Consider the following 25,613-nt stretch of genomic DNA (forward strand, 5'->3'; position numbering starts at 1 on the left):
CTTTCGGAGGAAAGGCAGATATGATATGATTTTAAAAAGAGCATTAACCCTACTTTCAGTGTCTTCTTGCCTGACAATTTATTACAGTCAGGAAAAAAATATTGACACCGTATTTGTATTCGACAACCAAATGAAAAAGGTAAAACTTTTTCATTCTTTGACGACATTATCTCCTGCAGATATTCAAAAAAATTCTTCGAATCTTTCTGAGGTTTTACGATTTCAGTCGCCTGTTTATATTAAAGAAAATGGTCGTGGAGCTGTTTCTTCACCTTCATTTCGGGGAACAACAGCACAACAGACTGCTTTTGTCTGGAACGGAATCAATATCAATTCTCAGTTTTTGGGACAGGGTGACATTAATAATATTGCAGTTTTCGGATATGATCAGGTTGAAATAAAATCTGGTGGCGGAAGTGTTATTTACGGAAGTGGTGCGATTGGAGGAAGTATCCATTTAAATAATGAATTAAGTTTTAACCAAGGCTTTAAAGGAGTACTTAACTCTGAAGTTGCTTCGTTTGGAACTTATAATAATTTTTTGAAAGCAGCTTATAGTAACGATAAATTCAGCTTTAAAGTTTCAGGAAATTATTTGATCAGCCAAAATGATTATGAAGTTCCCGAAAAAAATAATTATATCAACAGAAACGCAAAGTTTTACAATACAACTTTCAATATAGGTACAGCATATAAGATTGCAAAAAACCAGACGATTTCCTGGCAAAGTCAGTTTTATGATGCGACCCAGAACTACAGGATCCTTGCAGAAAATGTGGATAAAACCAGCTACAAAGCACAAACTTTTAGAAGTTTAGTCTCTTGGGATATTGACAAATCTAAATTTTCTAACAGCTTAAAAGCGGCTTACACAGAAGATAATTTCAAATATTTCGGAATTTATAATGCTCCTTTTACAAGTGGTGGAATTAATAAGAATTACATTTTTAAAAATGATTTCAATTATTTCATTATTCCTAAACTGAATATCAACGTCATTGGAGAATTTCAACAAAATCAAGGAGAAGGTCTAGGAACTTCAGAGCTAAAAGATGTCAGTAGAAATGTGGGTTCAGTTGCAGGTTTATTAAGATACTTTGCAACACCAAATCTTCGTTTTGAAGCTGGAATCAAACAGAATTTTGTAGAAGACATAAGCTCGCCTCTTCTCTACTCTTTCTCAGGAAAATGGAAAGCCAATAATTGGTATCAGGTTAATTTAAATTTATCAAAAAACTTCAGATTCCCTTCATTTAATGACTTATATTGGGAACCAGGAGGAAATCTTAATTTGAAATCGGAAACTTCGATTCAGGCAGATTTAAATCAGGAATTTAGCCTAAATGGGTTTAAACTAAGTATCTCTCCTTATTATATTAAAATAGACAATATGATTCGTTGGCTTCCGACTGCATTTGGCTATTGGGCAGCATTTAATACTGAGAAAGTAGAATCTTACGGTTTAGAATCTCAGCTTAGTTATCAAAAAAACTTTAATGAAAATCATTCTCTAAAGCTAATTGCCGGCTATGTTTACACAAAATCTGTTGATCTGGAAAATCAAAAACAGCTGATGTATGTTCCGCTGCATAAGTTTACTTCGAATGTAGATTATCAGTATAAATTTTTGAATTTTTTTGCGCAGGGAATGTTTAACGGATTAACCTACACAACTTCTGATGAAAGCAAAAAATATGCGATTTACCCATATTTTGTAATGAATGCGGGAATTTCTGCCACGATTTTAAAAAAATATACTTTAGGATTTAAGGTTAACAATATTACAGATACTGTTTATGAAACGGTGGAATATTATCCTTTACCTAAAAGAAATTACAGTATTAACGCAACAATAAATTTTTAAATCAATAATATTATGAAATTAAACAGACTATTACAGTTTATTTTTGGATTCGTTCTTTTATTTTCGATTTCGTGTACATCAGATTACGAAGAAGTTATCCCGGAAATAACCTATCAAAACGGACTTTTCATTACTAATGAAGGTAAATTCCAAACTCCGAATGCAGACGTTACTTTTATCACAAAAGATTTAAGCTTAATGCAGAATGAGATCTATAAAGCAAAGAATAACAAAGAAAACCTTGGTGATGTACTTCAAACAATGGTTCTAAATGGAGATAAAGCTTATCTTTTGCTTAATAATTCTAATAAAATTACAGTTGTTGATCGTGTTACGTTTAAAAAAACAGGAGAAATTACAGCTCAGCTAAATAGTCCTCGTTATATGGCGATTGCAAACGGAAATCTTTACGTTTCAAATGACAAGTATGGAGGAGAAAAATATGTAAATGTTTATAAATTATCTGACAATTCTTTTGTAAAGAAAATTGATTTTGCTTCAACAAGTACGGTTGAAAACGTTGTAGAAGCAGGAGGAACAATCTTCGTACAAAATGCTTCTTACGGATTTGGAAATACAGTTACAAAAATTAACACGACAACCAACACGATTGATGGAGCTGCAATCCCGGTTCCAAACGGAAATATTACCAAAACAATTTCATCTAACGGAAATGTTTACGTCATTGCAGGAACTGCAACAGACTCTTATATCTACCAAATTTCATCTGCAGGAGCTATAACAAAAACCACTACACTTACCGGTATTGGAAACGGTAGAAATTTACAGGTTGATGGCGGAAGATATTATTTCAGCTCTTTGAATAAAATTTATTCTATGGATGTAAACTCTACTACAGTTCCAAGTCCGCTTTTCAGTACTGCTGAAACTGATCCAAACTTTGCTGTTTACGGATTTAGCGTTATTGACGGAAGAATATTTGTATCGGATGTGAAAAAATTCACTGCAGCTAGCGAAATTACAGTTTACACTACAGCAGGAACACCAATTACCAAATTCACCGCAGGAATAGGAGCTACTTCAGTTTATAAAAACTATTAATCTCTTATTTTTCAAAAATAAAAAATGCGGTTTCTTTTGAAATCGCATTTTTTATTTTATTTTGTTAGGTTTTAAGCTAATGTTAATCCTAGTTTCTCTGCTTCTGTAATTACAAAACTTTTCGCTTCTTCACGATCGTTTCCAATTTCACCTTCCAGAATCGCTTCTTTTACTTTTTCTTTTAAAATTCCAATTTCTCGGCCTGGTTTCAGGTTAAACATTTCCATAATCTCTTCTCCTGAAATCGGTGGTTGAAAATTTCTTACCTGATCTTTTTCCTCAACTTCTTTTATTTTGACAGCAACATATTGAAAATTCTTTTTAAACTTTTCCTGTTTTCTAGAATTTTTGGTCGTGATATCTGCTTTACAAAGTGTGAACAAATCTTCCATATCTTCTCCTGCATCAAATAAAAGCCTTCTCAGTGCAGAATCTGAAGCGTCATCGGTAATTAATGCAATTGGACGAGATGAAAGTTTTACCATTTTCTGAACGTATTTCATATCTGCATTCAATGGTAATTTCAGTTTTTGAAAAAGTGTTTTTACCATTTTTGAACCTAAAAACTCATGCCCGTGAAAAGTCCAGCCTGTTCCTTCTACGAATTTTTTTGTGGGAGCTTTTCCAATATCGTGAAGTAAAGCAGCCCAACGAAGCCAAAGATTATCTGTGTTCTCAGAAATATTATCAACTACTTCTAAAGTGTGATAAAAATTATCTTTATGGGTTTGCCCTTCTACTTCTTCTACACCTTTCAGGTCGATCAATTCGGGAATAATGAGCTTCATTAAGCCCGTTTCTTCCATCAATCTTAAACCAATTGATGGTTTCTTTGACAACATGATCTTATTAAACTCAACCATGATCCTTTCCATAGAAACGATCTTGATCCTTTCTGCCTCCTGCTTTATTGCATTTAAAGAATTTTCTTCGATCGTAAAACTTAAAGTTGATGCAAAACGCACCGCTCTCATCATTCTCAACGGATCATCAGAATACGTTTGAGCAGGCTCTAAAGGAGTTCTCAAAATTCCCTTTTCAAGATCACCAATTCCATCAAAAGGATCGATTAATTCACCAAAATTATCTTTATTTAAAGAAATCGCCATTGCATTGATGGTAAAATCTCTTCTTTTCTGATCATCTTCAATGGTTCCTCCTTCTACTTCCGGTTTACGACTATTTTCAGTGTAGCTTTCTTTTCTTGCTCCAACAAATTCCAATTCAAAATCTTTGTATCTGATCATCGCAGTTCCGTAGGTTTTAAAAACCGAAACTTTCATTTTAGGATCAATTTCTTTTCCTACATTTTGGGCAAGCTCAATTCCGCTTTGTTCGGTCACAAAATCAATATCGGTAGATGCTTTTCTTTTCATTAAAAGATCGCGCACAAAACCACCCACGATGTACACAGACTGATTGTTTGCCGCTGCAACTTCAGAAATAATTTTGAAAAGTTTTAAATTTTGATTTTGATTGAGGTTGATGAACATTTTTTTTAAAGATGTTAGATTTTAGATTTCAGATATTAGACTTACAATTACTTTAGAATTATTGATCTTTATCTAATGTAAAACCACTAAGAGATCAGATTTTAAGCTAATAATTTTCCGACTTCTTAATGGTTAAATAATTTTTGCAAAGATAATTAAAATCTTTTCTTTTATTCGCGAAGAACTTTTATTCTGTTGTCACCCCAGATTTTTATTACAGAAGAACCTGAATATTGCGAAACTTTTTCACGGTCTTCTTCCACCGAAAAATCTACCAGATCAATAATTTCTTTTGAAATATCAGAGAATTTTAACGGACTTTTGTCTCCACTGAAATTAGCTGAAGTTGAAACTAAAGGTTTGTTTAATTTAGTAATTAGCTTTTTACAAAAATCATTTTTCACCAAACGAATTCCTATGCTTCCGTCTTCTGCCAATAATTCTTTCGGTAAACCTTTTGGGTTTTCGTAAACTATCGTTACTGGTTTTTCGCTCAAATCGATAATTTCCCACGCCATTTCCGGAACGTCGACCAAATCCTGCAATCTTTTTTCAGATTCCACCAAAATAATCATCGATTTATTTTTTTCACGCTTCTTGATATCGAAAATTTTGTTGATAGCGTCTATGTTGGTTGCGTCACAACCGATTCCCCAGATGGTGTCTGTTGGATATAAAATTGTTCCGCCGGATTTTAGTATGTTGATGATGTTTTCCATTTTATTTGTTATTGCGAGGAGCAGGGCGACGAAGTAATCTCAAAAAGGATTCATAATATCCTTAATGTCTTCAGTCAAATCTCTCCATTCGGGATTAATTGAGTTTATTAAATCTATTTTTTTCTGTCTTGAGCCTGCCTTAATTTGTTTTTCTCTAAAAATCGCGTCGCCGATTTCTTGAAAAGATTCCCAATAGACAAGTTTACATACATTATATTTTGATGTAAAACTTAATTCAAAAAACTTTTCTTTATGCTGCTGAATTCTTTTTGGAAGATTAGATGTCACACCAGTATAAAGAACAGTATTGTTTTCATTGGTCATAATATAGATAAATCCGGCTTTCATATGTGTATTTTAAAATTATGAGATTGCTTCGTCGCTTCGCTCCTCGCAATGACAATAAAATTAAAAAAATTACAAGTTCGGTAAATATCTTTCCTCAATCATATTCAAATGATGAATATTGTGTCCAACGATCAATTTTCCGATAGTTTCTGTAGAAATTTGATTTCCATTGGCAGTTCCGATACTATTTAAGGTTGAAGAATTCATTGTCTCCAATAAAATCTGAGAAGATTGTCTCACCAATTGATATTCCTCTAACAAAGAATCTAAGCTTCTTTCGTTCGCAAAAGAGTTTTGGGCATATAATTCTTCATCAAAACCGGGCAAATTCTTTTCTTCACCTCTTGCAATAGCCAGAGTTCTGTATTGAAAAACCCTTTCCGTATCAGATAAATGAAGAAGCACTTCTTTCAACGTCCATTTTCCTTCTGCATAAGCAAATTTCGATTGCTCTTCAGTTAAAAATGAAAATAAAGAAACAGTTTTTTCACCTATAGCTTTCAATTCTTCCAGCCAGTTTTCAGATGGAATTAAATCTAAATATCGTTGAATATATTTTTGAAAATCAGTCATAATTTTAAAAATTTAACAATTTAGCAGTCTAACAATGTAACAATCATTGGTAAACTGCTAAATTGATACATTATTACATTAAATTTTATTTGTCCATTCATAGAAATTTACTTCGTCGTAAATTTCAAATCCGCAACTTGGGTAAAGTTGGTTTCCGATATTGTTTGATTTTCCTGTTTCGAGGAGAATTCCGGAAGCATCGGTAGATATTGCTAATTGTTTAGCTTCTTCAATTAACTTCTTAGAAAAGCCTTTTCCTCTGTAATTTTTATTGACATACAAATCATTCAACAGCCAATAACGCTTCATTCTTGTGGATGAAAATAGTGGATACAACTGAACGAAACCTGTCAATTTCCCTTCACTTTCAGCAACAAAAATTTCGGAATCTTTGTTTTCTATTCTTTGTTTTAAAAAGTTTTCTGCAGCAGAAATATCAGATTCTTTATGGTAAAAAACTCTGTATTGATCAAACAATTCGGCTAATTGAGGTAAATCCTGAATCGTAGCTTTTCTTGTATTTTCCATGTTAAATTTGATTAAAAATAAACATCCGCTTTATAACGGATGTTCAAGTTTATTTATTTTAAGAAAAAGCTTTTTCTAAATCTGCAATAAGATCTTCCGCATCTTCGATTCCAACGCTTAAACGAACTAGATCATCGGTAATACCCAATTCAGCACGTTTTTCAGCAGGAATTGAAGCGTGAGTCATCAAAGCAGGGTGATTTGCCAAAGACTCTACTCCACCCAAAGATTCAGCCAATGTGAAAACTCTTACTTTTTCTAAGAATTTGATTGCATCTTCTTTTTTCCCTGATTTGAAAGTGAAAGAAACCATTCCTCCAAAATCTTTCATCTGAGCTTTTGCCAATTCATATTGCGGGTGAGATTCCAATCCTGGGTAAATTACTTGCGCAACTGCAGGATGAGATTCTAGATATTTTGCTACCGCCATTCCATTTTCAGAATGTCTCTGAACTCTTAAAGCCAAAGTTTTGATACCTCTCAACACCAAATAAGAATCGTGAGGTCCTAAAATTCCACCACTTGCAAACTGAATGAAATGAAGTTTTTCTCCCAATTCAGCGTCTTTAGCGATTAAAGCTCCTGCAATAACATCAGAGTGACCTCCTAAATATTTTGTAGCAGAATGCATCACAATATCAGCTCCCAAATCAATCGGTCTTTGAAGATAAGGTGTCGCAAAAGTATTATCAACTGCAACCAGAATATCTTTTCCTTTTGCAATTTCTACAACCGCTTTGATATCTACCAATTTCATTAGCGGGTTTGTTGGAGTTTCAACCCAGATCAATTTAGTTTTATCTGTAATGACATCTGCAATTTTTGAAACATCATCAAAATTCACAAAGGTAAATTTCAACTGATATTTTTCAAAAAGTCTGGTGAACATTCTGTAAGTTCCACCATATAAATCGTCTACGGCAACAACCTCATCACCCGGATTTAATAATTTTAAAACACAGTCGATGGCCGCCAAACCAGAACCGAAAGCTAAACCTCTCGCTCCATTTTCAATGCTTGCCAAAGAGTCTTCCAAAGCCTGTCTTGTAGGGTTTGCCGCTCTTGAATATTCGTATCCTGAATGTACTCCCGGACTTTTTTGTGCGAAAGTAGACGTTAAAAAAACCGGAACATTTACAGAACCAGTCGCAGATTCGTGATGTTGTCCGCCGTGTATAACTTTTGTATTGAAATTCATTGTATTATAATTTAACAATGTATCAATGTACCAGTTTACCAATGATCGTCACATTGTTATTTTGGTATATTGTTACATTAATTGTTTACATTTTTATTGCTGATTTTATTGCAAATTCTTCTGCGATTTGCTCAATCCATTCTGCGACATCCTCTTCTCCTGTTGCTCTTTGATAGGTACTTCCCATAGACACTAAAATCTGATGCATGAACATTTTCATTTGATCAACCGGCATTTCTTTTGTCCAAAGGTCGATTCTTAAAGCTTCTGAAGCTTTTTCGTCCCAAACGGAAATCATTACCGCTTTTGTTTCTTCTTTTTCTACGCCTCCATCTTGAGCATTCCAGGTCATTTTTTCAGGAATGTGGTTCTCATCCAGCTCTACATCTATCGTTATTTGGGTCTTTCTCATTTTTCTATTTTTCTAATATGTTTAATTGGTTGTTGGGTTTTGGTTGATCGTTGATAGAATAATGAATTATATAATGTTAAAAACTAACAACCATCAACCAATACCAATCAACAAAATTTACTCTTCTAATTTCGGTTTATATCCTGCTTTATTAAAAACTTCCGTAGCATCCATTTTAAGGAAATCGACCAATTTTGTTTCAGGGTTTTTCTTTAAATATTCTTTACAAATCTGCCATCCGATGTAAACGCCAACCATTGGCGAAGATTCGTTATCAATTTCAGTATAAAATTTTGAAAACGGTCCCGGATTGATAAAACGGTCTACCAAACGGTGATCATCTCCAAAAATTAAATTATTTTCAACAAAATAATTATAGATATTCGCTTCATTGGCAACCGACCAATCGTATTGTTTTTTATCGTAATCCATTTTCAGATAATCTGGAGTTTCGGGAAGAAAAGCCTCCTGAAGCAGCATTATTTTTCCGTTATAGACCAAAAGATCAATAAATTTCTGATGATCGGGAGAAAAAGGAACCACCTGTTCTGCAAATATTCTTGAAACTTTAGGAACAATATTATTCGGGTTCATCGACTTCTGAAAATAACCTTCCAAACCTTTATAGTTAGGATTATTATTTCCCATAAAACCACTTACATCAATAAACAAAAAATTGGTTTTATCATCAAAAAATATAGGATCCTGAATCATCTGTAATGTTGATGAAAACAGATATACTTTCGGTGTTTTAAACTCTGGAAAATAATATTTGATGTGTGAAAACAAATCCTGAAGTTCTTTCTGAAGCTTTGTCTGATCTATTTTTGAAATTGCTTCTTTGTAAATCTTCACTTCATCAGGATTCGTTCTGTTTTTAGCAAAATCTGCATCAGAAACCGTTCCCTGAAACCATGGAAATTTAGCTTTAAACTGATCCAAAGGAATGTTTACATCGTAAAATTCTTTTGAAATATCAGTAACTTCTACCTTTTCGGCAGGATTTTTTATTTCTACTTTCCAATCAGTTTCCTGCTCTTTTTTACAAGAGTTTAAACTTAAAACTAAAAGGCATGAAAGTGCTGCAATTCTAAAAATCTTCATTATTTTTACATGAAATTTAAGTTTACAAAAATAAGGATATAAATATAAACTTATGCTGAAAAAGGATTTTTTTGTAGCTATGAGAATCATATTAAAATCTTTAAAACAATACCAGACAAAACCATGAATATTTATATTGAAACCGAAAGACTCATTCTCCGAAATCTTGTGGAGGAAGATTACGAACGTCTTTATCTCCTCGATTCCGATCCGGAAGTCATGAAATATATCGGAATGCCTACGCTTTCTAAAGTAGAAGAATCGAAAGAAGTGGTAAAAATGATTATGCAGCAATATGAAGAAAATGGTGTGGGAAGAATTGCCGTAATCGAAAAAGAAAGCGGACTTCTTATCGGCTGGAGCGGACTAAAACTAAATACTTCCGAAGTAAACGGATACCAAAATTTCTATGAACTGGGTTACCGTTTTTTACCTGAAACATGGGGAAAAGGCTACGCTACAGAATCGGGAAAGGCGTCTTTAGATTATGGTTTTAATGATTTGAAAACCGAAATTATTTATGCCTATGCTCATTCTGAAAACCAGGCTTCAAATTATATTTTAACAAAACTGGGATTTGAGAAAACTGGTGAATTTACCAAACCGGACGGAATTTGTTTTTGGTACGAACTTAAAAAAGAGAATTTTAAACAATAAAAATATACAATGCAGACACAAAAAGTAATCGATCATATCGTACAATGGCTAAAAGATTATGCCGAAAAATCAGGTGTTAAAGGTTATGTACTCGGAGTTTCGGGTGGTGTAGATTCCGGAGTGGTTTCTACTTTGGCAGCAATGACAGGTTTGAAAACTTTGTTGATTGAAATGCCAATCCGTCAAAAAGAAGATCAGGTAAACCGAGCTTGGGAACACATGAATGATTTAAAATCTAAATTCCCGAATGTTGAAGCAATGTCTGTCAATCTTACTCCGGCTTTTGAAGAATTGTACAAAACTTTTGATGTACATGATGATGAATTTCCGAACGAAAAATTGGCTTTTGCAAACACAAGATCGCGTTTGAGAATGTTGACCTTGTATTATTACGGACAAATCAACGGTCTTCTAGTTTGCGGAACAGGAAATAAGGTGGAAGACTTCGGAATCGGTTTTTACACCAAATACGGTGACGGCGGCGTGGACGTTTCCCCTATTGCAGATCTTTATAAAACCGAAGTTTACGAATTGGCAAAAGCTTTAAATCTTGTAAAAAATATTCAGGAAGCGATTCCTACAGACGGACTTTGGGATGCAGAAAGAACCGACGAAATGCAAATTGGAGCAACCTACCCTGAGCTTGAAAAAATTCAGAAAGAATGGGGAACGAAAACTGAAGCCGATTATAGCGGAAGAGACTTGGAAGTTTTTAAAATTTTCAGCAGAATGAATAAAGCGGCTCAACATAAGATCAACCCGATTCCTGTTTGTGATATTAATGAGGAATGGAGAAGCTAATTAATGTAACAATTTATCAATGTAACAGTTTACCAATTAATTGTTACATTGATACACTGATAAACTGGTAAATTGAAATTATATGAATCCTAAAATCCGTTCACTTTTCTTTGCCTGTCTCGGACTTCTTTTCGGAATGTCTGTGATGTTTGTTTATAATAATTTTATTGCAGAGAAAAAAGTTCCGACCAAAACTGAAAACATTTCAGAAGCATCAGTAAATCAATCTGACAAACAATCTATTGATGAACTCACTAATGAGAATACTGTCATTAATTATGTAAAGCAAAATCATAAACTTCCGGATTATTATATCACAAAAAATGAAGCTAAAAAGCTGGGTTGGAATCCTTCTCAGGGAAATCTTTGTGAAGTTTTGCCCGGAAAAGCAATTGGTGGAGATTATTTTGGAAACCGTGAAGGCAAACTTCCAAAAGATGAAAAATATTTTGAAGCTGATGTTAATTACAGCTGCGGAAACAGAAATAGTGACAGAATTATTTTTACTAAAAACGGCGAGGTGTATTTAACCAAAGATCATTATAAAAGTTTTGAGAAGAAATAATGTCATTGCGAGAAATTATTTGAGAATGTTTTATAACATGCCTGTATGTGGATGCAACTTCTGAACTTTTATTTGAGATTGCTTCGTCACTTCGCTCCTCGCAATGACAAAAAGCAACTCTTTTAACAATTACTGAAAACTACTACCTTTGTACTTTAGAAATTTGAATAAATTATGAGCACAACATACATCGACTTTACAGAAATCGGAGATTACGAAGATTTTTATACTCAACTTAAAGAAAAGATAAAACTTCCGGAACATTTCGGAGATAATCTGGATGCACTTTCAGATGTTATTTCAGGTGAATTGAAAATGCCACTTCACATAGAGTTTGTGAATTTAAGCGTTGACCAGCTTGAACTTTTTGAAGATCTTTTGATTACCCTTGAAGATGCAGAAGAGGAAGTAGAAGATTTCACTTTCAACTATTATCTTGAGCAGTACGAAGATGAAGATGAGGAAATTGATGAGCAGTAAATTAGCTTACAAATAAATGAAAAGCCGTATCACATTAAATATGATACGGCTTTTTGTATTTAAAGAATCAAATTTTATTTAAAAACTAACGGTAAAATTATTATTCTCGGAAATCTCATCAATAATATTAATAAAATTGGTCTCGTCAGGTCTTGGAAGATTGGCATTGTAAATTTTTCCTTCAGGATCAATCATTATAAATCTCGGAATTCCTTCTACACCCAGATTATTTAGAACATTAGGGTCAGAGATCCACCATTGAATGACTGCAGATTTCTTATTTTTCAAATCAAGTTTCCATTTATTTTTATCTGCATCAATGCTTGCGGAAAGAAATACCAGTTTATCATTATATGAATATTTATTGGCTTGATATTCAAAAACAGGAGTTGTCTCTCTACAAGGAGCACACCAAGTAGCCCAAAGATCAATCACCACATATTTGCCTTTAAATTTAGCCAAACTCATTTTCTTACCAGATTCGTCTTCAAATGCAATGGCAGGAAAAGGTTTTCCTTTTTGCTGATTGTTGATCACCTGCAACTGAGAGCCCACAAACATTTGATATTTAGAATTTTGAAATTCTGAAAACTTCTTTTTGAACAGTTCGTTACGCTGATTTTCATCTTTAATCAAATTCATCACTTTCAACATCTGAAAAGAAAGCAACTGATCTTTTTCTAAGCTTTTAGGCATTTGTGAAAGTTTTACAAAAACGATGCTATCAGGATTTTTTGCTCCATCTTTTGGTAAAAATTCTTTTAATTTCCAATTCTTGTAATCTACATTTGATAAAAGCATTGAAGTCGGCTTTTTCACAATATCCTGAAGCTCTTTCATTAAATCTTGAGGCGCTGCAAATTTCTTATTTGTAAATGAGGTCATCTTCTGATAATCATAAATGGCATTCAAAAGAGCAACCGCATTTTTCTGCTGCTGAAACTGTCTGAAATCGTCTGCAAAATAAATATTCTCTTTTGTGCGGTAATTTCCAAGATATTTTTTTCCTTCTTCCCATTCTTCATTTGCCGCTTTATAAAACTCTTCAGGATCATTGGTTAATTGTTTATCGGCAACAATAAATGAGTAAAACATAGAAAATCTGCCTGATTTTGCAATCACATATTGGTCTTCTGCTTTTCGGGTTCCTTTTAATGTAACTTCAAAATGTTTAGGATCAGATTTAATATCAAAATTTATTTGATCGCCTTTAGACAAGACAAAAGGATACTGTTTTTTATCAACAATTAAAATATATGTAGCCAGATCTAAATTATTTTTAGATTCCCAAGAAAATTTACCATTTTTCACAGGAATATCGGCTAAAGGTTCTTTTAATTCCTCAGAAACAATTTTTACAGTTTTCACTTCATTAGGTGAATAAATACTTCCCTGAATTGAAGTGACTGCATGATCTTTTTGCGGATAATCTGGTTTAGTAATAAAGAAATAAATTCCAGCAAAAACTATTATTCCTATTAAAGTTTTAACAATTGTTCCTCCGTTTCTCAGAAAAGCATTTTTAAATCCTCTTCTACTGTACCAAATATAACCTATCACAAAAAATACAATTGCCCAAAAAAGGCTTAAGTATTCTGTATAATTAAAAAAGTGATTCAACTTATAAGAGTCTTTATAAAAAAGTGCTGTATCGATATTGTTGTAAGGAGAATAATCATAAGTTTCCTGTCTTATTTTACCTACAATATTAATTACAAAGCCTACAAAACCAATAACAAATGGCCATATAAACCCGGGAATTATAATAGACAACATCATCTGAAGCGAAATAATGCCTAAACTCAAAACAAACATTCTTACAAAAGTCTGCGAAACCCAATAAAAATCTACGGCATACGTTAAATTCTCCTGAGGAAATAAAACCTGAGCCAGGAAACCTGAAATCATCGTAGCAACAAAAAACGTAACCAAAGAAATCGTGGTAAGTGCTACTAAAACCCAAAATTTCCCCGAGTAAATACTGAATTTACTTAAAGGCTGCGTTTCAAGGAAAGTCCAGCCGTTGTTTTTATGATCGGTCTGTGCAATTCTTGTTGCGGCAATAATTATGAAAAGAAGCATAAAAAATGTTCCGAAAGAACCTACTCCATCGATTAAAGAATCTTTGGTTACAGAGGTAAGTACACCATCATATTTTCTTGAGCTCTCATTAAAAATCTGCACAACAATGCTTAAAACAGGAAGTACCAATGCGAAGAAAAGTGCTAAAATGAGCAATCCAAGGTTCTTTGTTTTAAGCCATTCTGCTGCAAAAGCAGTTTTAATATATTTTAATTCTTTTTTCATCTTTTAGTTTTGTTTTGTAATTTCCATAAACCATTCTTCAAGACCTCCTGCTGCAGAAATCTGATAAATCTGAGCACCATTATTCACCAAAAGCGTGTTGATTGCAGCAATTTCCATTTGAGAATTCGTAACAACTGAGATTTCAGTTTCAGACTTCAGTTCTGTTTCATATTGGCTTTTTAAAACATTATTAAATTTTTCAGCATTATTCAAATGAAATTTTGTTTTTTGAAATTTATATAAATCATTAAGCTGTTCTTTGCTTCCTTCAAATTTAATTTCGCCGTTGGAGATAATTCCTAAATGCGTTACCATTTTATCGATTTCCAGCAATAAATGACTCGATATGAAAACAGTGACTCCCTTTTCACGGTTGAGTTTAATGAGCAATTCTCGTACTTCAAGCATTCCGTTCGGATCTAATCCATTAACAGGCTCATCCAATACCAAAAGTTCAGGATTACTGATCAACGCTAAAGCAATCGCAAGTCTTTGCTTCATCCCTAAAGAATATTTCTTCATTTTAATATTTCGGGCATGAGAAAGACCAACGGTTTCCAGAACCTCATCGATAGTCTGAGTATTCAGATTTTTGATAATGCAGACAATTTTTAAATTATCATATCCAGAAAGATGATCGTAGAAAGCCGGATAATCGATCAATGCACCAATATTTTGTAAAGCTTCAGGATAAATTTCAGAAACATTCTGATTGAAAACTTTTACCGAATTGGTTTTATCGTTAAACAATCCCATAATCAGTCTCATCGTCGTAGATTTCCCTGCTCCGTTTGCGCCAAGAAAACCATAGATTGAACCTTTTGGAACTTTAAGATTCACATTTTTCAGAATAAGCTTCTGACTGTCGAAACCAAAATTGAGATTATTGATTTCTATAATGTTTTCCATATAGTTTTTGATGTTATGAGTAGATTTAATCACAAGATTGTTACATATTAAAACAAAAATGCACCTACAATGTAAGTGCATTTCTATAATATTTTTTTATAAAAGTTATTTTACTTTCCTAAAACCTCAGTAATTGGATTACCCACATTTCCACTTGGAAACTGAATGTGTAACAATGCTGAAACCGTCGGAGCAATATCGGTCATATGATATTGTTTGTTGCTTTCACCATGTTTAATTCCCCATCCCATAAAAATCAAAGGAATGTGAGCGTCGTAAGAATTCCAAACGCTGTGTGTTGTTCCTGTTTTTGAATACGGAGGAAGCATAGAATCATGAGAAATCAGCTGAATATCACCACTTCTCTGTCTGTTGATTCCGTTAATAATTCTTTGTTTGATCGGCTCCGGAATTGTCGCTTCCTGTACTTCTGTTGTAGAAACTGCGTATAAAACTGTCGGATCTTTTTCCAGTTCGTGGATCGCAAATTCTTTAATATTTTCCAACTCAAGATTGTTATCAGCCATTAATTTTCTGTCGAAATAAATTTGGTAATTATCAACTCCGTTAATTAATTTATCAACTCCAAACTTAGCTTTCAGTTTTTCATTTAAGCTCTTTTCCATTCCTTCACCAAAAAATCCTGTGTTGATTTTATGTTCTTTCAGGAAACCTACAGAATGCGCTCCACCATGATCTGCAGAAACAAAAACGGTGTATTGGTTTTTCCCAACTTTTCCGTCTAGATATTTGAAAAATTGAGCTAGATCCTGATCCAATCTCAGGTAAACATCTTCTACTTCAATAGAATTCGGACCAAATTTATGTCCGGCATAATCTGTTGAAGCTAAATTGATGGCTAAAATATCAGTCACTTCATCAGCTCCTAAATTTTCACCTTCCACAGAAGCTTCAGCCAGTTTTAAAGTTAAAGTATTTCCAAAAGGCGTGTAACGGATGTTGTCTTTTTTAGTTTTATAATCTTCAGCCAAATTACTGTAAGGAAAAACAGGTGTTTTTGAACTTCCTAAAAGCCCTTCCCAAGGAGAATTGTCTGGCGAACTTTCAGTATATTGATTGATTGGTAATAAAGTATTCCAACCATTTGCTACCAATTGATCCGGAAGATTTTGAGAATTGAAAGACTTTACCCATTGAGGCAAATCATTCATATACCAAGTGCTCGTAATAAAATCTCCAGTAGAATCGTCAAACCAATATGCTCCATTTGGAGTATGACCAGCCGGAAGAATTGAAGCTCTATCTTTTAAAGAAACTCCAACTACTTTTCCCTGAAAATTAGTTGCTAATCTTAATTCGTCTGTAACGGTTGTAGACCAAAGATTTTTCGGAGAATGACTTCCTACTTTTACATTGGTTGTACCTACAGGCTGTACATTTTCATCGGTTGTACAGTACACATTTTTTCCGGTTTCTTTGTCTGTCCAGTCATTTCCGGCAATTCCGTGAATCGCTGGAACCGAGCCTGTATAAATGGAAGTATGTCCCAAAGCCGTAACCGTAGGAACATAAGGAATATGTACATTATTTAAAGAATATCCTTTATTTAAAAGCCTTTTGAAACCATCATTCCCGTATTTGCTGTAATATCGGTAAAGATAATCCCACCTCATCTGATCGATGACCAAACCTACTACCAATTTGGGTCTGTCAACCTGATTGTTTTTATTTTTCTGAGCATTGATTGTAATTACAGACAGCAATGCAGCTGCAGCAATTGAAATTTTCCTAAACATTGAATAACTTTTTAGTGCCACAAATTTACGGGTTTTGAAAGTTTTGGTGTGTGAAATTTCAATTAAATTTAATGAGGCATAATTGTATTTCGAGAAAGGAAATTTTTCGGATTTTTACACATAAGATTAATATGATTATTGTTTTGATGACAATAAAGACAAAAGTTTCAACTTATTGATTTTAAATATTTTCAATTCACAAATATCTGTTATCTTTAAAAATTACTTATCACCATGAAAAAAACATCAGTTCTTCTTATCTTTTTTTTATTTCATCAATACATTTTCGCTCAGAAAGATCAGTATTATGACTTCATCAAAACCTGGAATTTCATTAAATATTATCATCCCGATTTAGCAAGCGGAAAAATTGATGCCGACAGTTTGTTTTTGGTGAATGTGAAAAATATCAGTTCACAAGATGATTTTAATTCTATTGTTGAAAAATTAACAGGAAAACTCAATAAAAAATTTACAGCTTCTGCTCCTTCTGAAACATCACTGGATGTTTTTACAAAAAATCAAAACCTCAATTGGTTTCAGAAAAACAGAAAAATAAGCTCTGAAAATAAAAAGGTACTCAACTCGATTTACAATCACCGTTATAATTTTGAAGACCTTCCAAAAGGAAAATTAGTAAGTGACGAAAAAAAATATCCATTTCCAAAAACCGAAAATATTTCTATTGAATATCGTTTACTCGCTTTAGCAAAAATACAGGGAGTTGTAGATTATCTTTTTCCTCACAAATATATTATGGATAAAGGTTTTGAGGAATATTTTAAATACAGTTTAAACGAAAACTCAAAAGTAACTTCAAGGAAAGATTTTGAGATCATCCTGGCAAAACTCGTTTCTAAAATGAAAGACAGCCATGCTTTTAAATTTTATCGTGAACTCAATTACAGAAACGATTTTTTGTTTAACGCCTCTTATTATTCTCCTTTCGACTATAAGATTGTAGACAATTATCTCTTGGTTACCGACATCGTATTTCCCGAGATTTGTACAAAAGCAAACATCAAAAAAGGAGATCACATCACAGAAATTAACGGTAAAAAAATATCACAGATCATCGATGAGAAAAGCAGGCTACTTTCTGTTTCTAATCGTGAAAAGTTAATATTCGAGCTTTCATCCTACCAAAACAATCTTATTTGGTCAGATAATTCTCCGCAAAAATTATTAAAGGTAAAATCCGGTAACAAAGCATTTACGACAAATATCGAACTTGTAAACACTTTAGATAAAATACAGGTCAATGTACTTTCAAATTATATAAACAATAAGAACCAAAAATGGGCTACCCGAGAGCTAATTAATAAAGATATTGCCTATTTTAATATTAATAACACGCTACAATTCATCAATGATGTGGATGACGATAAGATTGATAAAAAAATGGAAAACATTATTATAGACGCATCAAAGAAAAAAGCAATTGTTTTTGATATGAGAGGTTATCCGGATTGGGGTGGATTTATTTTCCATTATGTTTATAAATACTTTTCACCTTCCGAAAATTATTTTTATAAATATTATGCTCCAAATCTTAAAAACATAGGCACTTTTGTTTATCTGAAAGATTCTTATCATTATTTCCCTGAAATAAAAGATATGAAGACGATGCCGTACTCCGGTAAAGTTTTTATTATCGTTAATCCTGAATCCCGAAGCGCAAGTGAATGGTACACCATGAGTTTGCAAAAAATATTCCCTCAGTCAATTACAATCGGGCAACAAACTGCCGGTGCAGACGGTGATGTAGTCAAAGTAAATCTTCCCGGAAATTATCTTTTAGAATTTACCGGAAACGGAATTTTTTATCCCGGCAATTCGCAAACCCAACAAACAGGAGTGAGAATTGATGAAATGATCAAATATAAAGATCAGGATTTTTTAGATAAAAAAGATTTGGAATTTGAGAGAGTTTTAAATGCTTTAAAATAATTTCGACATCATTTCATTATTTACAATTTAACATAATTTTAAACTTTTTTCATCTTCTTTAGCACCAATTTTGCTACCACAAAAACGCAGAATTACACCTCTCAACCTATTGAATTATGAAGAATATGCTTTTAACAAGTGCTTTGGTAGCGCTTACTTTGTGGTCGTGCAATAAGAAAGATGAGAATCAGGCTCTTACTAAAACAGAAAATACAAACACCGATAAAAGTGAAACTTCTTCAGAAGTAATTTCAGACACCGGCTATAACATTAGTAAAATTCCTGTTACTGATAAATTCCATGGAACATTTCCTTACTTCCAGCTTCCTGAAGGTTATACTTTCACCGATCCAAATTCTTATCACGGAGACGGACAAACCAAAGATTTTGATAAAGAATATTTTTACGATCATGGTTCATATACTTCAATGGAAGGCAAAACTTACAAAGCCGAGATTAGGATTTCTGAAGAGTTTAAAGACAAGAAATTTTCTCCACTTGAAATTCAGAAAAGTTTTGATGAATTAATTAAAAATGTCGGAGGTGTAAAAATCAACACTGGTGAAGCTTTAAGAGAGGGCGAAGAAGAACGTATAAAAAAAGAAGATCCGGAAGCTTACAACTTAGGTTACATGCACTCCTGCAACAACTGGAAAAATGTAAATACCTACATCATCCGATCTGCCGAAAAAACAGTTTTTGTGCAATACAATCTCGGAAAAGACCAAACCAGCATCACGGTTTTAGAAGCTAAACCTTTTGAAAATAAAATGTCAATTGTAGATGAAAAACCAAAGACAGACACCTTAAATAAAAAGAAAAAGTAAATCGTCATCTTAAAATAACTAAACACATTTCGGTGTGTTTTTTTTATGGATGAAATTAATTTCAGATATTTTTATTATTTTTGTACCAATCATTACAAAATAAAATGAGAGGAAGGCCCAACATTCATGACAACTCAGAACTGATTCAGAAAGCGCAAGAAATTTTCTGGAAAAAAGGTTATACTGCAACCTCTTTAAATGATTTGTTGACAATTACCGGAGCAGGAAGCGGAAGTTTTTACAACTCTTTTAAGGGTGGTAAAAAACAGGTTTTTAAAGAAGCAATCAATTTAAGACGAAAAGCTTTTGCCGAATTTAAGCTTGAACTAGAAAACAACGAAGACCCAATTGAGCTGATCAAAAATTTCTTCAGAGGTATTGCAAACGAAAATGAAAATTCACATTTACGTGGCTGCATCATTGCCAACACCATCGTGGAAATGACTTTCATAGATAATGATTTGAAAGATGAAGCTGTACAAATCCTCAAGGAAGTGGAAGAAATGTACAGCGAAACGATTAAAAAAGCTCAGGAAAAAGGTAAAATAAAAAACCAGACCGATGCTGCTATTTTAGGGAAATACCTCATCACTTTCTGGTGCGGACTGAATACTTTAAGAAGAATGTATCCCGACAAAAAGATACTTTCCCAACAAATAGAAATGCAATTGGCTGTTCTCAGCTAATTTTTTTACTCATTTTTGGATTAATCATTACAAAAATAAAATTTTATATAAATGAATTTAGAATTAACATCAAAGACAGCTTTCATCAGCGGTTCTACACAAGGAATTGGTTTTGCCATTGCTCAACAATTATTGCAGGAAGGCGCAGAAGTAATCATCAACGGAAGACACAAAGAGAAAACAGAAAAAGCTGTTCTAAAATTACAAAAGCAATTTCCAGACTCAAAAGTTTCAGGAATTTCAGCGGATTTTTCAAGCAAAGAAGAAGTAAATAATCTCCTGAATTTATTGAACAATATTGATATTCTGATTAACAATGTAGGTATTTTCGAGCTGAAAGATTTTTCAGCTATTTCTGATGAAGATTGGTATACTATTTTTGAAATTAATGTAATGAGTTCTGTAAAATTATCCAGACATCTTTTACCAAAAATGCTTGAGAAAAACTGGGGTAGAATAATTTTTATTAGTAGTGAATCTGGAATGAATATTCCCGGAAATATGATTCATTACGGAATGACAAAAGCATCGATGATGGCAATTGGCAACGGATTATCTAAACTGACAAAAGGAACAGAAGTTACCGTTAACACCATCCTTGGAGGGCCAACTTATTCTGATGGTGTAGCTTCAACAATTGAACATTTTGCCAAAACACAAAACATCACAGTAGAGCAAATGAAATCTGCCGTTGTACAGCAAACTAACCCTGATTCTTTACTACAAAGATTTATTGATCCAAAAGAAATTGCAAACTTAGTGACTTATCTTTCAAGTCCTTTGTCAATTGCTACAAACGGAGCAAGTTTGCGAGCAGATGGCGGTGTTTTAAAAACTATATAAAACTTTAAGCGCAATCTTTACAAATTCCTGTTAAAATACAATTTACGCTTGCCACTAAATATCCTTTTTCTAGGGAAAACTGAACTTCATTCGGCAGACATTCTATCGTTTCGCATTTTGTACATCTGAAATGAAAATGATGATCTGCCAGTTTTTTTTCATCACATTTTATACAAACAGCAAAATACTGTTTTCCGTCTTCTGCAACAATTCTATGGAGAATTCCGTCTTCGCAGAATCTATTGAGAACACGGTAGATTGTTGCACGATCAATACTGATATCGACTTTCTGCATCACTGCATCTGAACTCATCGCTTTTCGAGAGCCTGCTAAAACATTCAAAACAGCCTCTTTCGTTGGGGTACTTCTTCTTATCATTTTATTAATGCGATTATGTTGCAATAATAAAAATTTATTCTAACTTTGCCAAACTTTTCAACCTAAAATTTTTTTTGGAAATCTCTAAAATCAGAAACTATGAATGAAACAGAATACGAAGTAATCATTATTGGCGGAAGTTACTCCGGGCTTTCTGCAGCAATGGCTTTAGGAAGATCATTAAGAAAAACTTTGGTCATAGACAATGGAAAACCTTGCAATGAACAAACTCCACATTCCCATAATTTCCTTACACAGGACGGAAAATCTCCCAAAGAAATTGCAGAAAATGCACGAAAACAAGTAGGCGAATACGAAACCATACACTTTCATCAAGGAAAAGCGGTTGATGCTAAAAAATCTGAAACAGTTTTTGAAGTTACAACAGAAAAAGGAGAAAAATTTCGTTCAAAAAAACTGATTATTGCAACCGGAATTACTGATGAAATTCCAAATATCAAAGGTTTTAAAGAATCTTGGGGCATATCTCTGATCCATTGTCCTTATTGTCACGGTTATGAATACAAAGGCAAAAAAACGGCAATTATTGCCAATGGAGATAAAGCCGTACATATTTCTTCGCTTGTTAAAAATTTAACCGAAGATGTTACGCTTATCACAAGAGAAAAAGCCAATTTCACCGATGAGCAAAGAGAAAAATTAAAGCGAAACAATATTCAAATCATTGAAAATGAAATCGCTGAATTGAAAAACAATAACAGAATCGCGGAAAGCATCATTTTTTCAGACGGAACAGAAATAAAATTTGAAGCAGTTTATGGAGCTTTTCCTTTTCATCAGCATTCAGAAATTCCAAAAAATTTAGGGTGTGAGTTTACAGAATTTGGTCACATTAAAACCGATCAGTTTCAGAAAACAAATATTCCAGGTCTTTTTGTCTGTGGTGATAATTCTTCAATGATGCGCTCGGTTTCCAACGCAGTAATGACAGGAAATGTAGCCGGCGCAATGGTAAATATGGAATTGGTGACGGATTGTTTTTAAATAAAGATTAAATCTGAGAATTTAGGAGTTTCTAAAATTATTTATTTTTAAGTTCAATATTTTATCATATTGTAAATTTATCTTTCTCAAATTACAACAAGCTTTAGTCAAGTATCTTTGACCAAAGCTTGTTTCTCGTTTTATCTAAAAGCTGACTACTAGTGATAATAATTTGTTGTAAATAGAATAGTAATTATGGCTTTCCGTAATTAACTAATAAATGATGTTCTTACTTTTGATAAACAATCAAAAAAAATGAAAAATTTAATCAATCTATTAACTTGTACTTTAATTTTAGTTTCTTTTAGTTGCAACAAAAAGAAAGCAATACAAGAAATCTCAAATACTGATTCAGTTAAGATAATCAAAACTCAACAAGAAAAAATAACCACTAAACTTATGGACAAAAATCTCATTAAAAAAATTGACTCTAAACAAGAAATAAGAAATGATGGCAATTACAATCAAATGACTCTTTTTGAGGTTAGAGAAGATATCAGTTTAGAGCAAATAAAAAGTTATTGTTCATCTGTTAAACCTAATTATAGCAATGGATACTTTCAGATTTTTGTATTTTTCAAAAAACCAAATAGTGCAAGATTTCCAGATAACCCTGTAACTGCACTGCATAATGATGAGAATGATTCAAAAAATATAAAAGCTGTTTATACAATCAATAATATAAACGGTTATAGCAAACTTGATTATTATGAAAAAAACAAATGGGAAAGTTTAGCTCAAACATTTGATATATATTAAGTTAATTATTATATTTAAGCCGAAAACTAAAAACAATAAAACTATTTATCATGAGGAGAGTTATAACTGTCTTCTTTTTATCATTGTGCTTACACACTTTTGCACAACAAAAAGAAAATTCCAGTACCCGCAAATTCATTAATAACGCAGAGTTTACGCAAGTCAATAAAAACTGGAATATAACTGCAGATTTCAAATCAGGAATAGGAGAAGAAGTTTCTTTTTTTCCTGTTGAAGCTATTGATCTAAAAACTAACCAAAAAATCAAATCCATTCAAGTTGAGATGAATGCAAAATATGATTTTATGGGAAAATCAAGATCGTTTTTTTAAAACTTCATGGCTTGACTTAAATGAAGTTGAAGAATTTATTCAATTTTTAGAACAATATATAATTCCCAACTTAAAGGATAAAACAGAAAAGAAACAATCTACAACTTACATTTTCAATTCTAAAGAAATATCATTCAATTTCTACATTGAGAAAAACACACGAAGAATTTCTATTTACTTAAAAGACTATGGTGTTATTGACAATGAGCATTACTTTTGGACAGAATCACAGGTTAATAAAATTCCTGAATTATTGGAGGTTTTAAAGAAAATAAAGTAGTTAATCAAATTAATATCAAGATGACATCAAAAGAAGAATTTGTAAAATATTTATCATCAGTGAACACATATGGAAGAAAATATGCATCATCAACAGTTTATACATATGGACAATCAATAGAATTAATATCTTCCGATATAAAATATCATTTAGAAAATAGTTTTACTTCGCTTTTTAACATTACTGATATTGAAATTCTTAGCATCTATTTTGATCAACTTTATAGCATTCCTAAAGTCATTAATGAAGAAAAGATTCAAAGAAATAGGAAAACCAATGCATTTAAAAGATATATAGAATTTTGTAGAACAATTGAAGTTTCTAACTTTAATGTAAATCAGCCGGATTTAAATGAAGTTTACCAATTAAGAACCGAAGGAGGAAAAAAAGTTGTTATATCAAAAATGGCTGAAAGAGATTTAGCGTTACGAAGTGATGCAATTAAAATACATGGTACAACATGTTTTGGATGTGGCTTTAATTTTGAAAAGGCATATGGAAGCATTGGAGATGGATTTATTGAAATTCATCATATAACACCTCTTAGCACCTATAATAAGTCCAAAATCGTTGATGCTAGTAGAGATTTAATGCCACTTTGTTCAAATTGTCATAGAATGGTTCATAGGAAAAAAAACTACGTTCTCTCATTAGAAGAATTAAAAAAAATAATATCACACAATAATAATTAAGATTATTAAGATTTAGTTGTATAATTATTATAATCGAAAAACATTTGGGTAAACAAAAAAAATCCGCATCTTACGATACGGATTTCATTTATATAAAGCTTAATCAATTAAAACTTCAAATCACCATTTACTTCTCTTACTGCTTGTGCAGCTTCAGCAAATTTAGCTTTTTCTTCTTCAGTTAAAGAAATTGTTACGATGCTTTCAACACCGTTTTTCCCGATAATTGCAGGAACACCAAGACAGATATCGCTTTCGCCATATTCTCCGTCAAGCATTAATGAACAAGGGATCATTTTCTTTTGGTCACAAGCAATTGCCTGAACCATTACAGAAACTGCAGCACCTGGAGCATACCAAGCTGAAGTACCTAATAATTTAGTTAATGTAGCACCACCAACTTTAGTTTCTTCGATTACATATTTTTGTTTCGCTTCGTCAAGGAACTCAGTTACAGGAACTCCGTTTCTTGTTGCTTTGCTCAATAAAGGAAGCATTCCTGTATCACTGTGAGCAGCGATCACCATTCCGTCTACATCAGAGATTGGAGCTTCTAAAGCTTCAGCCAATCTGTATTTGAATCTTGCAGAATCTAAAGCACCACCCATACCGATGATTTTGTGCTTAGGAAGACCTGAAGTTTTGTGTACCAAATAAGCCATAGTATCCATTGGGTTAGAAACCACGATGATGATTACTTCCGGAGAATTTTTTACTAAGTTTTCAGTAACTTCTTTTACGATTCCCGCGTTGATACCGATTAATTCTTCTCTGGTCATTCCCGGTTTTCTTGGGATACCAGAAGTAATTACTGCTACATGAGAACCTGCTGTTTTGCTGTAATCTCCTGTTGTACCTGTAATTTTTGTATCAAATCCGTTCAAAGATGCAGTCTGCATCAAGTCCATTGCTTTTCCTTCAGCAAAACCTTCTTTGATATCTACTAAAACTACTTCTGAACAGAAGTCTTTCATTGCGATGTATTCTGCACAACTTGCACCTACAGCGCCTGCACCTACTACAGTTACTTTCATAATGTTACTTTTTATTATTTATTTGTTAGTCTAATTTTTTGCTTCCCAA

At 32.8% G+C, this 25,613-nt stretch carries 28 protein-coding genes; 15 read left to right on the top strand and 13 right to left on the bottom strand.

The features are described 5' to 3' along the window. Nucleotides 1-25: 25 nt before the first annotated feature. Both BUR17_RS06425 and BUR17_RS06430 read left to right on the top strand, forming a co-directional pair. Entirely contained in the window at nucleotides 26-1,864 is a 1,839-nt protein-coding gene (locus tag BUR17_RS06425) for a TonB-dependent receptor plug domain-containing protein (protein ID WP_074229498.1), read from the top strand. 12 nt (nucleotides 1,865-1,876) lie between these two features. After that, nucleotides 1,877-2,926 (top strand): DUF5074 domain-containing protein, encoded by a 1,050-nt coding sequence (locus BUR17_RS06430; RefSeq protein ID WP_074229499.1) that lies wholly within the window; start codon nucleotides 1,877-1,879, stop codon nucleotides 2,924-2,926. A 71-nt stretch (nucleotides 2,927-2,997) separates the two neighbouring features. Here BUR17_RS06430 and BUR17_RS06435 read toward each other — a convergent pair whose 3' ends face one another. From BUR17_RS06435 to gldB, 8 genes are all read right to left on the bottom strand, one after another. Next, nucleotides 2,998-4,419 carry a CCA tRNA nucleotidyltransferase gene (locus BUR17_RS06435; protein WP_074229500.1) on the bottom strand — a complete coding sequence of 474 codons (1,422 nt, stop codon included), beginning with the start codon at nucleotides 4,417-4,419 and terminating at the stop codon, nucleotides 2,998-3,000. Between the two features lie 170 nt (nucleotides 4,420-4,589). Then, nucleotides 4,590-5,138, bottom strand: coding sequence for an L-threonylcarbamoyladenylate synthase (locus tag BUR17_RS06440; protein ID WP_074229501.1), 549 nt, complete (start codon nucleotides 5,136-5,138; stop codon nucleotides 4,590-4,592). Nucleotides 5,139-5,177: 39 nt separating this feature from the next. Further along, nucleotides 5,178-5,486 carry a GIY-YIG nuclease family protein gene (locus BUR17_RS06445; RefSeq protein WP_074229502.1) on the bottom strand — a complete coding sequence of 103 codons (309 nt, stop codon included), beginning with the start codon at nucleotides 5,484-5,486 and terminating at the stop codon, nucleotides 5,178-5,180. A 69-nt stretch (nucleotides 5,487-5,555) separates the two neighbouring features. Further along, nucleotides 5,556-6,059 (bottom strand): DinB family protein, encoded by a 504-nt coding sequence (locus tag BUR17_RS06450; RefSeq protein WP_074229503.1) that lies wholly within the window; start codon nucleotides 6,057-6,059, stop codon nucleotides 5,556-5,558. 78 nt (nucleotides 6,060-6,137) lie between these two features. Beyond that, the gene (locus BUR17_RS06455) at nucleotides 6,138-6,587 is read right to left on the bottom strand and encodes a GNAT family N-acetyltransferase (protein ID WP_074229504.1); all 450 of its coding nucleotides are present in this window, start codon (nucleotides 6,585-6,587) and stop codon (nucleotides 6,138-6,140) included. Nucleotides 6,588-6,645: 58 nt separating this feature from the next. Further along, complete coding sequence (locus BUR17_RS06460) at nucleotides 6,646-7,785, bottom strand: cystathionine gamma-synthase (protein WP_074229505.1); 1,140 nt, start codon at nucleotides 7,783-7,785, stop codon at nucleotides 6,646-6,648. An 85-nt stretch (nucleotides 7,786-7,870) separates the two neighbouring features. Next, nucleotides 7,871-8,197, bottom strand: a complete 327-nt coding sequence (gldC, locus tag BUR17_RS06465; RefSeq protein ID WP_074229506.1) for a gliding motility protein GldC — start codon at nucleotides 8,195-8,197, stop codon at nucleotides 7,871-7,873. A 117-nt stretch (nucleotides 8,198-8,314) separates the two neighbouring features. Further along, a complete protein-coding gene (gldB, locus tag BUR17_RS06470) occupies nucleotides 8,315-9,301 on the bottom strand; it encodes a gliding motility lipoprotein GldB (protein ID WP_074229507.1) in 987 nt (328 codons plus the stop codon). Nucleotides 9,302-9,424: 123 nt separating this feature from the next. On the opposite strand from gldB, the gene BUR17_RS06475 reads away from it, so the two are divergent. The 4 genes from BUR17_RS06475 to BUR17_RS06490 all read left to right on the top strand — a co-directional run bounded on the left by BUR17_RS06475 (nucleotide 9,425) and on the right by BUR17_RS06490 (nucleotide 11,804). Beyond that, nucleotides 9,425-9,958, top strand: coding sequence for a GNAT family N-acetyltransferase (locus tag BUR17_RS06475; RefSeq protein ID WP_074229508.1), 534 nt, complete (start codon nucleotides 9,425-9,427; stop codon nucleotides 9,956-9,958). 9 nt (nucleotides 9,959-9,967) lie between these two features. Next, nucleotides 9,968-10,759, top strand: coding sequence for an NAD(+) synthase (gene nadE / locus BUR17_RS06480; RefSeq protein WP_074229509.1), 792 nt, complete (start codon nucleotides 9,968-9,970; stop codon nucleotides 10,757-10,759). Nucleotides 10,760-10,841: 82 nt separating this feature from the next. Next, nucleotides 10,842-11,324 carry a ribonuclease domain-containing protein gene (locus BUR17_RS06485; protein WP_074229510.1) on the top strand — a complete coding sequence of 161 codons (483 nt, stop codon included), beginning with the start codon at nucleotides 10,842-10,844 and terminating at the stop codon, nucleotides 11,322-11,324. A 174-nt stretch (nucleotides 11,325-11,498) separates the two neighbouring features. After that, nucleotides 11,499-11,804, top strand: a complete 306-nt coding sequence (locus tag BUR17_RS06490; RefSeq protein ID WP_074229511.1) for a barstar family protein — start codon at nucleotides 11,499-11,501, stop codon at nucleotides 11,802-11,804. A 78-nt stretch (nucleotides 11,805-11,882) separates the two neighbouring features. Here the strand turns inward: BUR17_RS06490 and BUR17_RS06495 are convergent, their stop codons facing one another. From BUR17_RS06495 to pafA, 3 genes are all read right to left on the bottom strand, one after another. Further along, nucleotides 11,883-14,111 carry a redoxin family protein gene (locus BUR17_RS06495; RefSeq protein ID WP_074229512.1) on the bottom strand — a complete coding sequence of 743 codons (2,229 nt, stop codon included), beginning with the start codon at nucleotides 14,109-14,111 and terminating at the stop codon, nucleotides 11,883-11,885. 3 nt (nucleotides 14,112-14,114) lie between these two features. Then, nucleotides 14,115-15,020 (bottom strand): ABC transporter ATP-binding protein, encoded by a 906-nt coding sequence (locus BUR17_RS06500; RefSeq protein WP_074229513.1) that lies wholly within the window; start codon nucleotides 15,018-15,020, stop codon nucleotides 14,115-14,117. A 110-nt stretch (nucleotides 15,021-15,130) separates the two neighbouring features. Then, nucleotides 15,131-16,777 carry an alkaline phosphatase PafA gene (gene pafA / locus BUR17_RS06505; RefSeq protein ID WP_074229514.1) on the bottom strand — a complete coding sequence of 549 codons (1,647 nt, stop codon included), beginning with the start codon at nucleotides 16,775-16,777 and terminating at the stop codon, nucleotides 15,131-15,133. Nucleotides 16,778-17,011: 234 nt separating this feature from the next. Here pafA and BUR17_RS06510 point away from each other — a divergent pair, with 234 nt between their 5' ends. The 4 genes from BUR17_RS06510 to BUR17_RS06525 all read left to right on the top strand — a co-directional run bounded on the left by BUR17_RS06510 (nucleotide 17,012) and on the right by BUR17_RS06525 (nucleotide 21,083). Next, nucleotides 17,012-18,727: a S41 family peptidase gene (locus tag BUR17_RS06510; protein ID WP_074229515.1), complete on the top strand. Its 1,716-nt coding sequence runs from the start codon at nucleotides 17,012-17,014 to the stop codon at nucleotides 18,725-18,727. A gap of 116 nt (nucleotides 18,728-18,843) precedes the next feature. Beyond that, a complete protein-coding gene (locus BUR17_RS06515; RefSeq protein WP_074229516.1) occupies nucleotides 18,844-19,554 on the top strand; it encodes a hypothetical protein in 711 nt (236 codons plus the stop codon). A gap of 104 nt (nucleotides 19,555-19,658) precedes the next feature. Then, the gene (locus tag BUR17_RS06520; RefSeq protein WP_074229517.1) at nucleotides 19,659-20,240 is read left to right on the top strand and encodes a TetR/AcrR family transcriptional regulator; all 582 of its coding nucleotides are present in this window, start codon (nucleotides 19,659-19,661) and stop codon (nucleotides 20,238-20,240) included. 51 nt (nucleotides 20,241-20,291) lie between these two features. Next, entirely contained in the window at nucleotides 20,292-21,083 is a 792-nt protein-coding gene (locus tag BUR17_RS06525; RefSeq protein WP_074229518.1) for an SDR family NAD(P)-dependent oxidoreductase, read from the top strand. A 4-nt stretch (nucleotides 21,084-21,087) separates the two neighbouring features. On the opposite strand, the gene BUR17_RS06530 is transcribed toward BUR17_RS06525, so the two are convergent. Next, on the bottom strand, nucleotides 21,088-21,462 hold the full coding sequence (locus BUR17_RS06530; RefSeq protein WP_074229519.1) for a Fur family transcriptional regulator: 375 nt from the start codon (nucleotides 21,460-21,462) through the stop codon (nucleotides 21,088-21,090). Nucleotides 21,463-21,561: 99 nt separating this feature from the next. Between BUR17_RS06530 and BUR17_RS06535 the strand changes: the two genes are divergently transcribed. From BUR17_RS06535 to BUR17_RS06555, 5 genes are all read left to right on the top strand, one after another. Beyond that, on the top strand, nucleotides 21,562-22,467 hold the full coding sequence (locus tag BUR17_RS06535; RefSeq protein ID WP_074229520.1) for an NAD(P)/FAD-dependent oxidoreductase: 906 nt from the start codon (nucleotides 21,562-21,564) through the stop codon (nucleotides 22,465-22,467). Between the two features lie 255 nt (nucleotides 22,468-22,722). Further along, nucleotides 22,723-23,226 carry a hypothetical protein gene (locus tag BUR17_RS06540; protein ID WP_074229521.1) on the top strand — a complete coding sequence of 168 codons (504 nt, stop codon included), beginning with the start codon at nucleotides 22,723-22,725 and terminating at the stop codon, nucleotides 23,224-23,226. A 50-nt stretch (nucleotides 23,227-23,276) separates the two neighbouring features. Continuing rightward, nucleotides 23,277-23,558 carry a hypothetical protein gene (locus BUR17_RS06545; protein WP_143747537.1) on the top strand — a complete coding sequence of 94 codons (282 nt, stop codon included), beginning with the start codon at nucleotides 23,277-23,279 and terminating at the stop codon, nucleotides 23,556-23,558. Next, entirely contained in the window at nucleotides 23,524-23,838 is a 315-nt protein-coding gene (locus BUR17_RS06550; protein ID WP_074229523.1) for a hypothetical protein, read from the top strand. Before BUR17_RS06545 ends, BUR17_RS06550 begins: the two co-directional genes overlap by 35 nt. Nucleotides 23,839-23,858: 20 nt before the next feature. Then, a complete protein-coding gene (locus BUR17_RS06555; protein ID WP_074229524.1) occupies nucleotides 23,859-24,530 on the top strand; it encodes an HNH endonuclease in 672 nt (223 codons plus the stop codon). Between the two features lie 107 nt (nucleotides 24,531-24,637). Here BUR17_RS06555 and BUR17_RS06560 read toward each other — a convergent pair whose 3' ends face one another. Then, complete coding sequence (locus BUR17_RS06560) at nucleotides 24,638-25,564, bottom strand: malate dehydrogenase (protein ID WP_074229525.1); 927 nt, start codon at nucleotides 25,562-25,564, stop codon at nucleotides 24,638-24,640. Nucleotides 25,565-25,613 lie beyond the last annotated feature (49 nt).

It is taken from the genome of Chryseobacterium scophthalmum, from assembly GCF_900143185.1.
In the GTDB taxonomy this organism is placed as follows: domain Bacteria; phylum Bacteroidota; class Bacteroidia; order Flavobacteriales; family Weeksellaceae; genus Chryseobacterium; species Chryseobacterium scophthalmum.

Bases quoted from the DNA above. Each gene is read 5' to 3' on its own strand.
- BUR17_RS06500 (WP_074229513.1), bottom strand. From the start codon at position 15,020: ATGGAAAACATTATAGAAATCAATAATCTCAATTTTGGTTTCGACAGT.
- BUR17_RS06520 (WP_074229517.1), top strand. From the start codon at position 19,659: ATGAGAGGAAGGCCCAACATTCATGACAACTCAGAACTGATTCAGAAA.
- BUR17_RS06530 (WP_074229519.1), bottom strand. From the start codon at position 21,462: ATGATAAGAAGAAGTACCCCAACGAAAGAGGCTGTTTTGAATGTTTTA.
- BUR17_RS06560 (WP_074229525.1), bottom strand. From the start codon at position 25,564: ATGAAAGTAACTGTAGTAGGTGCAGGCGCTGTAGGTGCAAGTTGTGCA.
- BUR17_RS06455 (WP_074229504.1), bottom strand. From the start codon at position 6,587: ATGGAAAATACAAGAAAAGCTACGATTCAGGATTTACCTCAATTAGCC.
- BUR17_RS06540 (WP_074229521.1), top strand. From the start codon at position 22,723: ATGAAAAATTTAATCAATCTATTAACTTGTACTTTAATTTTAGTTTCT.
- pafA (WP_074229514.1), bottom strand. From the start codon at position 16,777: ATGTTTAGGAAAATTTCAATTGCTGCAGCTGCATTGCTGTCTGTAATT.
- BUR17_RS06450 (WP_074229503.1), bottom strand. From the start codon at position 6,059: ATGACTGATTTTCAAAAATATATTCAACGATATTTAGATTTAATTCCA.
- BUR17_RS06475 (WP_074229508.1), top strand. From the start codon at position 9,425: ATGAATATTTATATTGAAACCGAAAGACTCATTCTCCGAAATCTTGTG.
- BUR17_RS06425 (WP_074229498.1), top strand. From the start codon at position 26: ATGATTTTAAAAAGAGCATTAACCCTACTTTCAGTGTCTTCTTGCCTG.
- BUR17_RS06435 (WP_074229500.1), bottom strand. From the start codon at position 4,419: ATGTTCATCAACCTCAATCAAAATCAAAATTTAAAACTTTTCAAAATT.
- BUR17_RS06495 (WP_074229512.1), bottom strand. From the start codon at position 14,111: ATGAAAAAAGAATTAAAATATATTAAAACTGCTTTTGCAGCAGAATGG.
- BUR17_RS06440 (WP_074229501.1), bottom strand. From the start codon at position 5,138: ATGGAAAACATCATCAACATACTAAAATCCGGCGGAACAATTTTATAT.
- BUR17_RS06525 (WP_074229518.1), top strand. From the start codon at position 20,292: ATGAATTTAGAATTAACATCAAAGACAGCTTTCATCAGCGGTTCTACA.
- BUR17_RS06535 (WP_074229520.1), top strand. From the start codon at position 21,562: ATGAATGAAACAGAATACGAAGTAATCATTATTGGCGGAAGTTACTCC.
- BUR17_RS06430 (WP_074229499.1), top strand. From the start codon at position 1,877: ATGAAATTAAACAGACTATTACAGTTTATTTTTGGATTCGTTCTTTTA.
- BUR17_RS06545 (WP_143747537.1), top strand. From the start codon at position 23,277: ATGAGGAGAGTTATAACTGTCTTCTTTTTATCATTGTGCTTACACACT.
- BUR17_RS06490 (WP_074229511.1), top strand. From the start codon at position 11,499: ATGAGCACAACATACATCGACTTTACAGAAATCGGAGATTACGAAGAT.
- gldB (WP_074229507.1), bottom strand. From the start codon at position 9,301: ATGAAGATTTTTAGAATTGCAGCACTTTCATGCCTTTTAGTTTTAAGT.
- BUR17_RS06510 (WP_074229515.1), top strand. From the start codon at position 17,012: ATGAAAAAAACATCAGTTCTTCTTATCTTTTTTTTATTTCATCAATAC.
- BUR17_RS06555 (WP_074229524.1), top strand. From the start codon at position 23,859: ATGACATCAAAAGAAGAATTTGTAAAATATTTATCATCAGTGAACACA.
- gldC (WP_074229506.1), bottom strand. From the start codon at position 8,197: ATGAGAAAGACCCAAATAACGATAGATGTAGAGCTGGATGAGAACCAC.
- nadE (WP_074229509.1), top strand. From the start codon at position 9,968: ATGCAGACACAAAAAGTAATCGATCATATCGTACAATGGCTAAAAGAT.
- BUR17_RS06460 (WP_074229505.1), bottom strand. From the start codon at position 7,785: ATGAATTTCAATACAAAAGTTATACACGGCGGACAACATCACGAATCT.
- BUR17_RS06445 (WP_074229502.1), bottom strand. From the start codon at position 5,486: ATGAAAGCCGGATTTATCTATATTATGACCAATGAAAACAATACTGTT.
- BUR17_RS06550 (WP_074229523.1), top strand. From the start codon at position 23,524: ATGATTTTATGGGAAAATCAAGATCGTTTTTTTAAAACTTCATGGCTT.
- BUR17_RS06485 (WP_074229510.1), top strand. From the start codon at position 10,842: ATGAATCCTAAAATCCGTTCACTTTTCTTTGCCTGTCTCGGACTTCTT.
- BUR17_RS06515 (WP_074229516.1), top strand. From the start codon at position 18,844: ATGAAGAATATGCTTTTAACAAGTGCTTTGGTAGCGCTTACTTTGTGG.